Here is a 13,080-nt window from a genome sequence, read left to right as displayed (position 1 = left end):
GTGGCAGGACGGATCAACGACGACGACGTGAAGGCGGTACGGGACGCGGTCCCGATCGACGCCGTGGTCTCCGAATACCTCCAGCTGCGCAACGCGGGCGGCGGCAACCTCAAGGGCCTCTGCCCCTTCCACGACGAGAAGTCCCCGTCCTTCCAGGTCAGCCCCAGTAAGGGGCTGTACCACTGCTTCGGCTGCCAGGCGGGCGGGGACACCCTCGACTTCATCATGAAGATCGACCACCTCTCCTTCTCGGAGGCGGTCGAGCGCCTGGCCGGCCAGGCCGGCATCACCCTGCGGTACGAGGAGGGCGGCTACACCGCCGGCACCAGCGGCCGCGGCGAGCGCATCCGCCTGGTCGAGGCCCACAAGGCCGCCGCCCAGTTCTACGTGGACCAGCTGGACTCCCCCGAGGCGGAGATCGGCCGCAAGTTCCTGGCGGAACGCGGCTTCGACCAGGCCGCGGCCGCCCACTTCAGCGTGGGCTACAGCCCGGCCGGCTGGGACCACCTGACCCGCTTCCTGCGCGGCAAGGGCTTCAGCGACAAGGAGCTGATCACCTCCGGGCTCGCCCAGGACAGCCGCAGCGGCAAGCCGATCGACCGCTTCCGGGGCCGGCTGATGTGGCCCATCCGGGACATCACGGGCGAGGTCGTCGGCTTCGGCGCGCGCAAGCTCCGCGAGGACGACAACGGCCCCAAGTACCTCAACACGCCCGAGACGGCGATCTACAAGAAGTCCCAGGTGCTGTACGGCATCGACCTGGCGAAGAAGGAGATCGCGAAGACCTCGCGGGCCGTCGTCGTCGAGGGCTACACCGACGTCATGGCCTGCCACATGGCCGGGGTCACCACCGCGATCGCCACCTGTGGCACCGCCTTCGGCGGGGACCACATCAAGATCCTGCGCCGGCTGCTGATGGACAACGCCACCGCCGAGGTGATCTTCACCTTCGACGGCGACGCGGCGGGCCAGAAGGCCGCGCTGCGGGCCTTCGAGGACGACCAGAAGTTCGCCGCCGAGACCTCCATCGCGATCACCCCGGGCGGCATGGACCCCTGCGACCTGCGCCTGGCGCAGGGGGACGCGGCGGTGGCCTCCCTGGTGGAGACCCGTACCCCGCTCTTCGAGTTCGCGCTGCGGCACATCGTGTCGCGGCACAACCTGGAGAACCCGGCGGGCCGGGCGGCCGCCCTCGACGAGGCGGCCCCGGTCGTCGCGCACATCAAGAACATCGCGATCCAGCACGAGTCGGCGGTCCAGCTGGCGGGCATGCTGGGCATCCGCGACGAGGCGTTCGTCGTCAAGCGGGTCGCGCAACTGGCCCGCTGGGCCCGCGACCGCGGCAACCAGCCGCCCCAGCAGGGGCGCGGCGGGGGCGGACGCCCGTCCTACGACGCGGCCCCCGCGCCGGCCGAGCGGCCGGCCGGCGGCCCCGCGCTGAACCTGCGCAGCCCCGCCCACCGCACCGAGCGCGAGCTGCTGAAGCTGGCCCTCCAGCGCCCCGCCCTGGTCTCCCCGGCCTTCGACGCGTACGGGATGGACGAGTTCACCGCCCCGCCGTACGCGGCCGTGCGCCAGGCCATCCTGGACGCGGGCGGCGCCTCGCTCGGCACCGAGGACTACCTGGCGAAGGTCCGCGAGGCCGCCCCGAACGACACCGTCCGCGCGCTCGTCACGGAGCTCGCGGTCGAGGCGATCCACGCGAAGACGGTCGACGAGATCTACGCGGGCGTCCAGCTGGTGCAGGTGCGCCTGCGCGCCGTGGACCGCCGGGTCCACGAGATCCAGGGCACGATGTCCCGGCTCGGCCCGCAGGCCCCGCCGGAGCAACTGACCGCGGTCCAGGAGGAGCTGTGGGTCCTCCAGCAGTACGGCCGCCGGCTGCGCAACCGCGGTGCCGAGGGCCTGTAGCCCCCGTACGCGGACACGAGGCCCCGACGGCCTACCGGCGGAACCAGTCGCCGTCCGGTATCTCGGTGCCCGAGGCGCACAGGTCGCGGGCGACGAGCGGGGACGCCAGGTAGACCCAGGCCCGGACCGGCGTCCCGTCGGGGCACAGCACCTCGCGGGCGATCCGGTCGTAGAGGTTGCCCGGGCGGCCCGGGCCCCCGTACTCCTCCAGCCGGTCGAGGGCCGCGAGCAGTTCCGGGTACGCGCCGGGGGCGGGGGTGATCAGCTCCCCGACGACGGCCGAGCCGGGGCGGTGGACGGCGTACGGGTACCCGGGACCGTCGTAGAGCGCCGCGTCGGGCAGCCGGGCGGGCTCCTCGCAGGCCGTGCGGCCGCGCAGGAACAGGCCGTGGTTGACCTCCCCCGGGCGCAGGGTTCCGTAGACGAAGAACGGCAGCGGGGCGGGCGGCTCCCCGGGCCGAACGGCCGATGTCACGCGGGCACTCCCTCGGGTATGGCGACTGGTCCGCAGGCCTGGCCGAAGGTCCCGACTTCCCCTGCGCGCCTCCACCGTACGCACGGCCGTTACACAACCTCCCGGCGGCCGTGACCCGGGACGTCTACCGTCGGCCTCCCCCTCCCCCCAGCCTCCGGTCCGGCCTCCATGACGCACTCGCCCCGCCGCCTCGTCTCCGCCCTCCTGTGGGCCTGCGCCTGCGCGCTCGCCGCCGGCGGGTGCTGCGCGCCCGGCGGCCTCGGCGCGGGCGGCGCCGCGCCGCCCGTGTCGGTCCAGCCGCGCCCCGAGGCCGTCCCGGCGCCCACGGCGGGCTGTTCCCCCGGCCAGGGGGGTCCGTCGCGGTGAGGCCGGTACTGATCCGCTACCGCCACCTGCTGCGGGCCCTCGGCCTGCGCTGGAAGATCGCCGTGCTGCTGGCCACCGGCTGCTCGCTCGTCGCGGTCGCCATCGGCGTCCTCATCCACGACGCGCGCCACCGGCAGGTGGCCGACGCGGCCCGCGAGAGCGCCACCGCACAGCTGATCCGCGTACCGCAGGTGTACGAGCTGACGGGCCGGCTGGAGTTCGACAAGGTCGGCGAGGCCGACGCCCGGATCGACTGTCCGACGCTGGCGGAGCCGCTGCGCAGGGCGGCGCTGGCGGGAGAGCGGAACACCTACCTCGACCTGTCCGGGCCGCACCCGGCGGTGTGGGCGGCCCGGCCCGTCGGGGGCGACCACGTGCTGTCGGTACGGCAGTCGCTGGTGGCGGAGCAGGCCGAGCTGCTCGATCTGGACCGGCAGCTGGTCGCGTACGGGGTCCTGGTCGTGGCGCTCGCGGCGGTCGGCGGGGCGGTGCTGGCCAGCCGGCTGAGCCGCGAGCTGCGGACGGCGGCTCAGACGGCCCGGCGGATCAGCGCGGGCGAGCTGGACGCCCGGATCGGGCCCTCGGGAGTGCGCATCCTGACCAACCTGCTGGCCAACGCGCGGCGGTACGGCGGCGGTCCGGTGACCGTGACCGTGTCGGGGACGACGGTGACGGTGCGGGACCGGGGCCCGGGCTTCCCGGAGAAGCTGCTGCGCGAGGGGCCGCAGCGGTTCCTGACCGGCGCGCCCGAGCGCGGCCAGGGCACGGGTCTGGGCCTGACCATCGCGCTGGGCCAGGCCCAGGTCATCGGGGCACGGGTCACCCTGGCGAACGCTGAGCCGGCGGGCGCCGTGGCGACGGTGGTGCTCCCGCCGGGCGACGACCCGGACGCGGGGAGGGTGGCCGGGGCGGGGGCGTGAGCGGGGGCGGGGGCGGGGCCTGCGGCCCGGGGAGGGCGGGGGCCGGGGCGGGGCAGTCCCCGGTGGGGGCCGTGATCCGGCGAGGCCGTGAGCCGGTCGGTCGGGTCACCCGGACGGCGCGGGTGGCTCCGATGGCCGCAGCGAGGCCGCTGAGCTGCGGAAATGTCCCGCAGGGGGAGCGGTTGCGGCCCTACCTGACGGGACATCAGCAGGCGCGGTCGGAGCGGGCCGGGTTATCTCGGGAACACGACCCCGTGTCTCCAGGAGAATCCCATGCGCCGACGTACCGCTCACGCGCTGACCGCCACCGCGCTGACCGCCGCCGCGTTCACCGGCCCGGTCGCCGGCGCGGTCGCGGCCGCGGACCTCGGCATCGTGAGCTTCGCCCCCGGTGACTTCGCCGCGCTGGAGGTGTGGCCCAAGTCCGCGGCCACCGGCGCCACCGTCACCGTGAACACCACCGCGTGCGGCCGCGGCAGTCATGCGGAGGGCGACGCCAGCACGGTCGGAGGCGGCCGCTTCAAGCTGGTCCCGGGCACCCACAAGCAGGTGGTCGTGGGACAGTTCCAGGTCGCCCGCGGCACCCGGCCCGGCACCTACGCCATCGGCGCCACCTGTGCGAACGGCAAGTTCGCCACCGGCGACCTGGTCGTCACCGAACGCGGGCCGCAGGGCCCCGTCCACACCGGGGTGGGCGGTGGCACGACCACCACCGCCGACCCGGCCACGATCGCGGCGGGAACGGCCGTACTGGCCGCGACCGCCGTCGGCGGTATCTGGCTCCTGCGTCGCCGGGCGAGCGGCACGCGGAGCTGACGGACGCCCACCGCGGCTCCGGCCGCGGTCCGACCGGTACCGTCCCCCGTCGCCCGCCCCGCGAGGTCCCCCCCCGTTCGCGGGGCCGGGCGACGGCCAGTCACCCCGAAACGGAAGCCGAGGGGGTACGCATGGGTGGCGATGTCCGGAGCTCCCGAAGCTCCCCGGGCGGCCCGCCGAAGAACCGTCAGCCCTGGCCCGCGGCCGGCAGCGCCCGTACGGGCACCCCCGGATCGGCTCCGGCGGTCCGCGGCATCGCCCGGAGCCGCCACACCCCCACCGCCCGCCACGGCGGACTCGTCGCCCTCGCCGCCTGCGTCGGCATCTGGCTCGTCACCAGCGGCTCCCGCGAGCCCGTGGGCCCGCCGCTGCCCTCCCCCGCCGAGGCGCTGAGCGCCGCCAGCGCGTCGGGACCCGGCATCGATCCGCTCCCCGGCTCCCCGCCCGCCCGGATCCGCATCCCGTCCATCCGGGTGGACGCCCCGCTGACCGGGCTCGGCCTGCAGCCGGGCGGCAGCCTCGAAGTGCCCCCGCCCGACCGGCGGGACCTGGCCGGGTGGTACCGCGAGGGCACCACCCCGGGCGCCACCGGCACCGCGGTGATCGCGGGCCACGTGGACGACGCGGTCGGCCCCGGGGTCTTCTACCGCCTGGGCGCGCTGCGCCGCGGGGCCGCCATCGAGATCCCGCGCGCGGACGGCCGTACGGCGGTGTTCACCGTCCACGCGGTCGGGGTGTACGACGCCAAGGCCTTCCCCGACTCCCTCGTGTACGGCCCCTCGTCGCGCGCCGAGCTCCGGGTGATCACCTGCGGCGGCGGCTTCTCCCCGCGCACGGGCTACCGGGGCAACGTGGTCGTCTTCGCCCACCTCACGGGGACCTACTAGGCGCCGTCGGCCCGGTGGCTCCGGCGGCCGGCGTTCAGCCCCACTGCTCGAAGCCGAGGCGGATCACCAGCGCCCCCACCACCGTGAGCAGCACGCCGCGGACGAAGGCGCTGCCCTTCTTGAGCGCCATGCTCGCGCCGATCATGCCGCCGGCCAGGTTGAACAGGGCCATCAGCGCGGCCAGCTGCCACAGCACCCGGCCCTGGTAGGCGAACATCGCGAGCGCCCCGGCGTTCGTGCACACGTTGACGATCTTGGCGGTCGCGGAGGCGGACACCAGGTCGAGGTGGAGCAGCGCGGTGAGGGCCAGTACCAGGAAGGTTCCGGTACCCGGTCCGATGAGGCCGTCGTAGAAGCCGATGCCGAGACCGGCGAGCCCGATGGTCAGCAGGACCCGCTGCCGGGAGACGGGCGAGGCGGAGGGGGCGGCGCCGAAGCCGGGCTTGAAGATCACCACGGCGGCGACGACCACGAGGACCGCCATGATCAGCGGGCGCATGGCGTCCTTGTCGATGCCGCCCGCCAGCGCGGCACCGCCCATCGAGCCGGCGAGCGCGGCGAGGCCGATCCGTACGGCGACCTTGACGTTCACCGGGGCCTTGCGCACGTACGTCACCGCCGCGCCCGCGGTGCCGACGATGGCCACCGCCTTGTTGGTGCCGAGCACGGTGGCGGGGTGGGCCTGGGGCAGGCCGAGGAGCAGGGCGGGCAGCAGGAGCAGGCCGCCGCCGCCGACCACCGCGTCGATCCAGCCGGCCGCCGCGGCGGCCACGCACAGCACGATGATCATGGTCGTTGATATGTCAGGCACGATCCCGACCCTATGGAGCGGTTGGGTGCAGGGACCATCAATCCCCGGAAACTTGCGCAAACGTTGAGCTTTGCCTGGCCGGCACCCGGTCCGGGGCCACCGGCGCGGCCGGGTCCACGGTCGCTGTGAGCACGGTCGCGGCCAGCACGCTGACCAGCCCCAGCCCGGCCGCCAGCCGCCGCGCGGGCGGCACGGCGGCCGCGACCGACCGCCAGGCCGGCGGCTTGCGGTGCCGGGCCGCGGCCGGACCCGCCGGGGCGGGAACCGACAGGGGCACGGACAGGGGCGCGGGCACGGACAGGGCGATGTGCAGCGGGTGGCGCATGGCGCGGCGACCTCTCGGGCGGCGGGGCGGAAGGACGGAGGGGCGGGGAGGGGACCCCGCGCCGTCGGAGGGCTCGGCAGGACGGCAGGGCGGCAGGCGCCCGTACGGCGGTGGCAGGTGGCAGGCGGCGGGCGCCCATACGGCAGACGGCGGGCGGCGGGCGGCAGACGGCGGGGCTCAGAAGGCGAAGCACTCGGAGTGGATGTGGCCGGCCGGCACCCCGGCCCGCAGCAGCGCGGCCTGCGCCGCCCCGGCCATCCCCGGCGGCCCGCACAGGTACACGTCGTGCTCGGCGAGGTCCGGCACCAGCGCGGCCAGCGCCTGCGGGGCGAGCGGATCATAGGCGGCGCCGGACGGTCCCAGCAGGTAGTGCAGCCCGGCCTGCCGCTCGGCGGCGATGGCCTCCAGCTCGGCGCGCAGGACCAGATGCTCCTCGGCCCCGGCCCGGTAGAGCAGGGTGAGCTCCCCGGGGCCGCCGGGCAGCGTCTCGAACAGGGCCCGGATCGGGGTGATGCCGACCCCGCCCGCGATCAGCAGCACCTTGGCCCGGGTCCGCCGGGCGGCGGTGAGCGCCCCGAACGGGCCGGTGGCGAGGACCCGCGTCCCGGGCCGCAGACTGCGGATGCGGCGGGAGTGGCCGCCGAGTCCCTTGACGGTGATGCGGAGGGTGTCGCCGCGGACCGGCGCGGACAGCGAGAACGGCAGCGCGGTGTGCCACAGCCTGCGCCGGAGGAACCGCCAGCGCAGGAACTGCCCCGGCTCGGCGCGCAGTTCGGCCAGGTGCTCCCCGGACACGGTGACGGATACGACGCCGGGCCCCTCGACCCGTACCTCGGCGACCCGCAGCGCGTGCCGCAGGGCCTGCCGTACGGGGACCACGGCGCGGTACCAGACCAGCATGACGGCGACGGCGGTGTGGGCGAGGGCCCAGAACCAGGCGACCGGGGCGACGTCCGGCCCGGCGAGCTGGTGGCCGAAGGCGAGGGCGGCGGCGAGGTAGACCAGCAGGTGCACCCCGCGCCAGGTCTCGTGCGACACCCGGCGGCGCACCGCCCGGGCGGAGGTCACGCCGACCGCGGCCAGGAGGACGGTCCCGGCCGCGGCGGCGGCGAGCGCGGGGTAGCCGAGCAGGTCCCGGGCGGCGGACACCACGTCGACCCCCTCGTGCACGGCGTAGCCGAGCAGGGCGAAGAGCCCGTGCCCGAAGCAGAGGAGCAGCACGTACCGGCCGCCCGCGGCGTGCCAGCGGGCCAGCCGGTCGGCGCCGACGCCGTGCTCGACGGCCGGGACCCGGGCCATGAGGAACAGCAGCACCAGCACCCCGTACCCGGCGAGCAGGCCGGTCAGGTGGGCGGCCGTGGCGAACAGCGCGTCGGGCCGGGCCGACGGGCGCACCTGCGCGGCCCAGAGCACGGTCACGGCCCCCGCCCCGCCCAGCATTCCGCCCCTGACCCGCACCACCGCATCTCGCATACGGGTCACGCTAAGCGCCCGGACGGGCACGCGGATGATTCTTAAGGCGCCCTTGAGGGCGGCCTCACCGACCCTTAACCCCTGCGCTGAGGTGGGCGTTCCGTCCGGGTAACAACGACGATGCGGCGGGGAAACAGCGTCCCCGCACGCTCGTGGCATGACCTCGGAGCAGCGTGTGGTGGTGATCGGCGGCGGCCTCGCGGGCCTGCGGCTGGCACAGCGGATGGGCGGCGCGGGCACGGCGGTGACCGTGCTGGGCGAGGAGACGCACGTCCCGTACAACCGGGTGCTGCTCGCCGAGGTCCTCGCGGGCCGGTACGCGCCGGAGGTGACGGCCCTGCCGGCCCCCGGCCCGGCCCTGCGGCGGGGCGTCCGGGCGGTGCGGATCGACCGCGCGGAGCGGGCGGTGCACTGCGACGACGGGAGCGTGGAGCGGTACGACACCCTGGTCCTGGCCACGGGTTCGAACCCGGTGCTGCCGCCGCTGCGGGGGCTGTTCGTACCGGACGGGCGGGAACTGCCCGACGGGGTGCACCCGTTCCGCACGATGGACGACTGCCTGGCCCTGTCGGCGGCCGTGGGACCGGGCGTGCGCGCGGTGGTCATCGGCGGCGGCCTGCTGGGCGTCTCGGCGGCCCGCGCGCTGGCCGCGCGGGGCGCCCAGGTGGTCCTGGCCCAGCAGGCGGAGCGGCTGATGGAGCGCCAGCTGGACGCGGCCGCCTCGGCGCTGCTCCACGCCCACCTGACCGCGTTGGGCGTGGAGATCCACACGGAGTGCCGGGTGCGCGGCTTGAGTACGGCCGGCCCGCCCGGGCGCGGGTCCCGCAGGGTCACCGGTGCCGAACTCGCCGACGGCTACCGGCTGGACGCCGACCTCGTCGTGCTGGCCTGCGGGGTGCGCCCCCGTACCGGTCTGGCGGTGGCCGCCGGGCTCGACGTCCGCACGGGCGTCGTCGTCGACGACCGGCTGCGCACCAGCGACCCCCGCATCCACGCCGTCGGCGACTGCGCCGAGCACGCCGGCCGGGTGTACGGCCTGGCGGGCGCGGCCCTGGAGCAGGCGGACGCCCTGGCCGCGATCCTCACCGGCCCGGCCCCGCACGGGGGTCCGGACGCTGCGCCAGCCGTCGGGGTCACCGCGGCCGCGGACCCCGCCGCGCACGCCGGCGCAGGGGCCGCCCCGGACCCCGCCGCCGGGCCGACCGCCCCGGACGCCCGCCCCGGCGCGGCGGCCCCGTACACCGGCACCCGGGCCCTCACCCGGCTCACCCTCGGCGGAGCGGGCCTGCGCACGCTCGACCTCGCCGCCTTCGGCGAGACCACCCCGCTCCCCGGAGACGACGTGGTCCGCCTCGCGGACGCCACCCGCCGTACGTACCGGCAGGTCGTCGTCCGCGGCGACCGCCTCGTCGGCGGGGTCCTGCTCGGCGAGCTCTCCAGCGTGGGCGCGCTCGCCCGCGGCTGGGAGGGCGGCGAGCCCCTGCACGACCCCGCCGACCTGTTCCGCCTGCTCACCGACGACGGAGGCCACTGACATGACCGAGCCCCTGCCCACCCTCGTGCTCATCGGGCACGGCATGGTCGGCCAGCGCTATCTCGAAGCCCTCGCCGAGCGGGGCGCCACCGCGACCCACCGGGTCACCGTGCTCTGCGAGGAGCCCCGGCCGGCCTACGACCGGGTGCACCTCACCTCGTACTTCTCCGGCAGCACCCCCGAGGACCTGTCCATGACGCCGTCCGGCTTCATGGAGGAGCACGGCATCACCCTGCACCTCGACGACCCCGCCGAGTCCGTCGACCGGGACGCCCGCACCGTCATCTCCCGCTCCGGCCGCGTCTTCCCGTACGACGTCCTGGTCCTGGCGACCGGGAGCTACCCCTTCGTGCCGCCGGTGCCCGGCAAGGACGCGCCCGGCTGCTTCGTCTACCGCACCATCGAGGACCTCCTCGCCATCGAGGAGTACGCGAAGACCCGCACCCACGGCGCCGTCGTCGGCGGCGGCCTCCTCGGGCTGGAGGCGGCCGGCGCCCTCCAGGGGCTCGGACTCACCGCCCGCATCGTCGAGTTCGCCCCGCGCCTGATGCCCGTACAGGTCGACGAGGGCGGCGGCGCGGCACTGCTGCGCACCATCGAGTCCATGGGCCTCACCGTCCACACCGGGGTCGGCACCCAGGAGGTACTGACCGGCGAGGACGGCAGCGTCAGCGGGATGCTGCTCTCCGACGGCTCCCGCGTGGACACCGAGCTCGTCGTCTTCTCCGCGGGCGTCCGCCCCCGCGACGGGCTGGCCCGCGCCGCCGGGCTGGCCGTGGGCGAGCGCGGCGGCATCGCCGTCGACGCCCGCTGCCGCACCTCCGATCCGCGCGTGTACGCCATCGGCGAGTGCGCGCTCGCCGTCGACGGCCGCGTGTACGGCCTGGTCGCCCCCGGCTACGAGATGGCCGAGACCGCCGCCGACGACCTGCTGGGCCGCGAGCGGCAGTTCACCGGTGCCGACCTCTCGACCAAGCTCAAGCTCCTCGGCGTCGACGTGGCCTCCTTCGGCGACGCCCACGGCGCCACCCCCGACAGCCTCGACGTGGTCTGGTCCGACTCCCGCTCCGGGGTCTACAAGAAGCTGGTCGTCTCCCCCGACGGGGTGCTGCTCGGCGGTGTCCTGGTCGGCGACGCCGACTCGTACGGGCTGCTGCGCCCCCTCACCGGCAGCGTGCCGCCCGTCTCCCCCGAGCAGCTGGTCCTGCCCGCCGGCCTCGGCGCGCCGGTCGCCCTCGGCCCGTCCGCGCTCCCCGACCACGCGGTGATCTGCTCCTGCCACAACGTCACCAAGCAGGCCATCGCCGCCTGCACCACCGTGCCCGAGGTCAAGAAGTGCACCAAGGCGGGCACCGGCTGCGGCAGTTGCCTCAAGGTGATCGGGCAGCTGCTGCCGCCCGCCGCCGACCCGGGCCTGTGCGGCTGCTTCCCGCACACCCGCACCGAGCTGTACGAGATCGTCCGCACCCGGCGGCTGACCTCGTACGGGCAGCTGCTGGACGGCCACGGCCGCCCGGAGGCCCGCGGCGGCGACGGCTGCGAGGTGTGCAAGCCCACCGTCGGCTCGATCATCGCCTCGCTCGCCCCGACGCTCGGCGCGAGCGGCTACGTCCTCGACGGGGAGCAGGCGGCCCTCCAGGACACGAACGACCACTTCCTCGCCAACATCCAGCGCAACGGCTCCTACTCGGTCGTCCCGCGCATCCCCGGCGGCGAGATCACCCCGGACAAGCTGATCGTGATCGGCGAGGTGGCACGCGACTTCGGCCTCTACACGAAGATCACCGGCGGGCAGCGGATCGACCTGTTCGGCGCGAGCGTCGACCAGCTTCCGCACATCTGGGCCCGCCTGGTCGACGCGGGCTTCGAGTCCGGGCACGCGTACGGGAAGGCCCTGCGGACGGTGAAGTCCTGCGTGGGGCAGACCTGGTGCCGCTACGGGGTCCAGGACAGCGTGCGCATGGCCATCGGCCTTGAGCTGCGCTACCGGGGCCTGCGGGCACCGCACAAGCTGAAGTCGGCGGTCTCCGGCTGCGCCCGCGAGTGCGCGGAGGCGCAGAGCAAGGACTTCGGGGTGATCGCGACGGCGAGCGGCTGGAACCTCTACGTCGGCGGCAACGGCGGGGCCACCCCGCGCCACGCCGACCTGCTGGCCCAGGACCTGTCGGACGCCGAGCTGATCCGCCTCGTCGACCGGTTCCTGATGTTCTACATCCGCACCGCCGACCGGCTGGAGCGGACCTCCACCTGGCTGGAGCGGATGGAGGGCGGCCTGGAGCACCTGCGGGACGTGGTCGTGCACGACTCGCTCGGGCTGTGCGCGGAGCTGGAGTCCCTGATGGCCGACCACGTCGCGCACTACCGCGACGAGTGGGCCGAGACCCTGTCCGACCCGGAGCGGATGCGCCGGTTCGTGTCCTTCGTCAACGCGCCCGGGGCCCCCGACCCGACCGTGAAGTTCGTGCCCGAACGCGACCAGGTCAAGCCCGACCTGGCCGTCCTCACCCTTCAGCCGCTGGGAGGCACCCGATGACCGTCGAACTGGAGGTGGAGGAGGGGTGGCTGACGGTGTGCGAGCTGTCGGCGCTCGTCCCCGGCCGCGGAGTCGCCGCCCTGCTGCCCGACGGGAGCCAGGCCGCGGTGTTCGTCGACCGCGCGGGGCGCCCGTACGCCATCGGCAACCAGGACCCCTTCACCGGCGCCCATGTGCTCTCGCGGGGGCTGCTGGGGTGCGCGGCCGGGCGGCCGTTCGTGGCCTCGCCGCTGCTCAAGCAGCGCTTCGACCTGGAGTCGGGGCGCTGCCTGGACGACGAGGAGGTCGCGGTCCGGACCTACCGGGTGCGGACCGCCGCCACCTCGTGAGGGCGGTGCTCAGCCCTGGACCGCCGCCGGGTCCATCCACATGATCTCCCAGGTGTGGCCGTCGAGGTCGTCGAAGGCGCGGCCGTACATGAACCCGAGGTCCTGGGCCGGGCGGGACTCGGTGCCCCCGGCGGCGACGGCCGCGTCGACGAGCGCGTCGACCGCGGCGCGGCTCTCGGAGCTGAGACAGAGCAGGACCTCGGAGGTTTTGGTGGCGTCCGCGATCTCCTTGTGGGTGAAGTCCTTGTAGCGGGCCTCGGTCAGGAGCATCGCCACGATCGTGTCGCTGATCACCATGGAGGCGCAGTTCTCGTCGCTGAACTGGGCGTTGAAGCCGTAGCCGAGCTCGCCCCAGAAGGCCTTGCTGGCGTCCAGGTCCTTGACCGGCAGGTTGACGAAGATCATGGTGGCGGACATCTCGGGCCCTCTTCCCTCGGGTGGCGCACGCACCGTGCGGCGCGTTCGAGAGGTAGACCGGAGGGCGCCGGAAAACTCATCGCTCGTTGGGAAAAACCCTCGGGTTTTCCCGGCGGGGAACGAAGCCGCAGTTCAGGGCGGCGCCGCCCCACAGCGCACACCGGCCGTTACGGCCGGTGGGACGAAGCTCCGGCCGTCCCCGGCGCGCGTCAGGGCCCCGCCACCCGCCCGGGGGGGATGAAGGTCCTTCAGGCGGTCCCCCGCTCCCGCAGGAGGCCCCGTA

General features: G+C 75.1%; 13 protein-coding genes. 8 read left to right on the top strand and 5 right to left on the bottom strand.

Annotation, left to right across the window (positions count from 1 at the left end):
• On the top strand, positions 1-1,911 hold the full coding sequence (gene dnaG / locus ACFWTC_RS22595; RefSeq protein ID WP_384028055.1) for a DNA primase: 1,911 nt from the start codon (positions 1-3) through the stop codon (positions 1,909-1,911).
• A gap of 31 nt (positions 1,912-1,942) precedes the next feature.
• On the opposite strand, the gene ACFWTC_RS22590 is transcribed toward dnaG, so the two are convergent.
• Positions 1,943-2,386, bottom strand: coding sequence for a gamma-glutamylcyclotransferase family protein (locus ACFWTC_RS22590; RefSeq protein ID WP_383915319.1), 444 nt, complete (start codon positions 2,384-2,386; stop codon positions 1,943-1,945).
• Positions 2,387-2,554: 168 nt separating this feature from the next.
• On the opposite strand from ACFWTC_RS22590, the gene ACFWTC_RS22585 reads away from it, so the two are divergent.
• The 4 genes from ACFWTC_RS22585 to ACFWTC_RS22570 all read left to right on the top strand — a co-directional run bounded on the left by ACFWTC_RS22585 (position 2,555) and on the right by ACFWTC_RS22570 (position 5,375).
• The gene (locus tag ACFWTC_RS22585) at positions 2,555-2,752 is read left to right on the top strand and encodes a hypothetical protein (protein WP_383915318.1); all 198 of its coding nucleotides are present in this window, start codon (positions 2,555-2,557) and stop codon (positions 2,750-2,752) included.
• On the top strand, positions 2,749-3,672 hold the full coding sequence (locus ACFWTC_RS22580) for an ATP-binding protein (protein WP_384028056.1): 924 nt from the start codon (positions 2,749-2,751) through the stop codon (positions 3,670-3,672). Before ACFWTC_RS22585 ends, ACFWTC_RS22580 begins: the two co-directional genes overlap by 4 nt.
• A gap of 273 nt (positions 3,673-3,945) precedes the next feature.
• A complete protein-coding gene (locus ACFWTC_RS22575) occupies positions 3,946-4,488 on the top strand; it encodes a hypothetical protein (protein ID WP_383915315.1) in 543 nt (180 codons plus the stop codon).
• Between the two features lie 131 nt (positions 4,489-4,619).
• Positions 4,620-5,375 carry a class F sortase gene (locus tag ACFWTC_RS22570; RefSeq protein WP_384028057.1) on the top strand — a complete coding sequence of 252 codons (756 nt, stop codon included), beginning with the start codon at positions 4,620-4,622 and terminating at the stop codon, positions 5,373-5,375.
• A gap of 34 nt (positions 5,376-5,409) precedes the next feature.
• Here ACFWTC_RS22570 and ACFWTC_RS22565 read toward each other — a convergent pair whose 3' ends face one another.
• From ACFWTC_RS22565 to ACFWTC_RS22555, 3 genes are all read right to left on the bottom strand, one after another.
• On the bottom strand, positions 5,410-6,186 hold the full coding sequence (locus ACFWTC_RS22565) for a sulfite exporter TauE/SafE family protein (RefSeq protein WP_383915313.1): 777 nt from the start codon (positions 6,184-6,186) through the stop codon (positions 5,410-5,412).
• A 37-nt stretch (positions 6,187-6,223) separates the two neighbouring features.
• Entirely contained in the window at positions 6,224-6,511 is a 288-nt protein-coding gene (locus ACFWTC_RS22560; protein WP_383915312.1) for a hypothetical protein, read from the bottom strand.
• Positions 6,512-6,688: 177 nt separating this feature from the next.
• Positions 6,689-7,984, bottom strand: a complete 1,296-nt coding sequence (locus ACFWTC_RS22555; protein ID WP_384028058.1) for a ferric reductase-like transmembrane domain-containing protein — start codon at positions 7,982-7,984, stop codon at positions 6,689-6,691.
• A 157-nt stretch (positions 7,985-8,141) separates the two neighbouring features.
• Between ACFWTC_RS22555 and ACFWTC_RS22550 the strand changes: the two genes are divergently transcribed.
• From ACFWTC_RS22550 to nirD, 3 genes are read left to right on the top strand one after another with little or no spacing between them, the layout of a single operon-like run.
• Positions 8,142-9,518 carry an NAD(P)/FAD-dependent oxidoreductase gene (locus ACFWTC_RS22550; RefSeq protein WP_384028059.1) on the top strand — a complete coding sequence of 459 codons (1,377 nt, stop codon included), beginning with the start codon at positions 8,142-8,144 and terminating at the stop codon, positions 9,516-9,518.
• 1 nt (position 9,519) lies between these two features.
• Positions 9,520-12,051 (top strand): nitrite reductase large subunit NirB, encoded by a 2,532-nt coding sequence (gene nirB / locus ACFWTC_RS22545; protein WP_384028060.1) that lies wholly within the window; start codon positions 9,520-9,522, stop codon positions 12,049-12,051.
• Complete coding sequence (gene nirD / locus ACFWTC_RS22540) at positions 12,048-12,380, top strand: nitrite reductase small subunit NirD (protein ID WP_383915308.1); 333 nt, start codon at positions 12,048-12,050, stop codon at positions 12,378-12,380. Before nirB ends, nirD begins: the two co-directional genes overlap by 4 nt.
• A gap of 9 nt (positions 12,381-12,389) precedes the next feature.
• On the opposite strand, the gene ACFWTC_RS22535 is transcribed toward nirD, so the two are convergent.
• A complete protein-coding gene (locus tag ACFWTC_RS22535) occupies positions 12,390-12,797 on the bottom strand; it encodes a VOC family protein (protein ID WP_267718507.1) in 408 nt (135 codons plus the stop codon).
• Positions 12,798-13,080: the final 283 nt, after the last annotated feature.

Source organism: Streptomyces sp. NPDC058619, assembly GCF_042717785.1.
Classification (GTDB): Bacteria; Actinomycetota; Actinomycetes; order Streptomycetales; family Streptomycetaceae; genus Streptomyces.
Note: the sequence above shows the minus strand (reverse complement) of the source record. Positions and strands in the feature narration are given on the sequence as shown.

Coding starts and splice junctions, on each gene's coding strand:
- ACFWTC_RS22555 (WP_384028058.1), bottom strand. CDS start 7,984: ATGCGAGATGCGGTGGTGCGGGTCAGGGGCGGAATGCTGGGCGGGGCG.
- ACFWTC_RS22585 (WP_383915318.1), top strand. CDS start 2,555: ATGACGCACTCGCCCCGCCGCCTCGTCTCCGCCCTCCTGTGGGCCTGC.
- ACFWTC_RS22550 (WP_384028059.1), top strand. CDS start 8,142: ATGACCTCGGAGCAGCGTGTGGTGGTGATCGGCGGCGGCCTCGCGGGC.
- ACFWTC_RS22560 (WP_383915312.1), bottom strand. CDS start 6,511: ATGCGCCACCCGCTGCACATCGCCCTGTCCGTGCCCGCGCCCCTGTCC.
- ACFWTC_RS22535 (WP_267718507.1), bottom strand. CDS start 12,797: ATGTCCGCCACCATGATCTTCGTCAACCTGCCGGTCAAGGACCTGGAC.
- ACFWTC_RS22570 (WP_384028057.1), top strand. CDS start 4,620: ATGGGTGGCGATGTCCGGAGCTCCCGAAGCTCCCCGGGCGGCCCGCCG.
- nirD (WP_383915308.1), top strand. CDS start 12,048: ATGACCGTCGAACTGGAGGTGGAGGAGGGGTGGCTGACGGTGTGCGAG.
- nirB (WP_384028060.1), top strand. CDS start 9,520: ATGACCGAGCCCCTGCCCACCCTCGTGCTCATCGGGCACGGCATGGTC.
- ACFWTC_RS22575 (WP_383915315.1), top strand. CDS start 3,946: ATGCGCCGACGTACCGCTCACGCGCTGACCGCCACCGCGCTGACCGCC.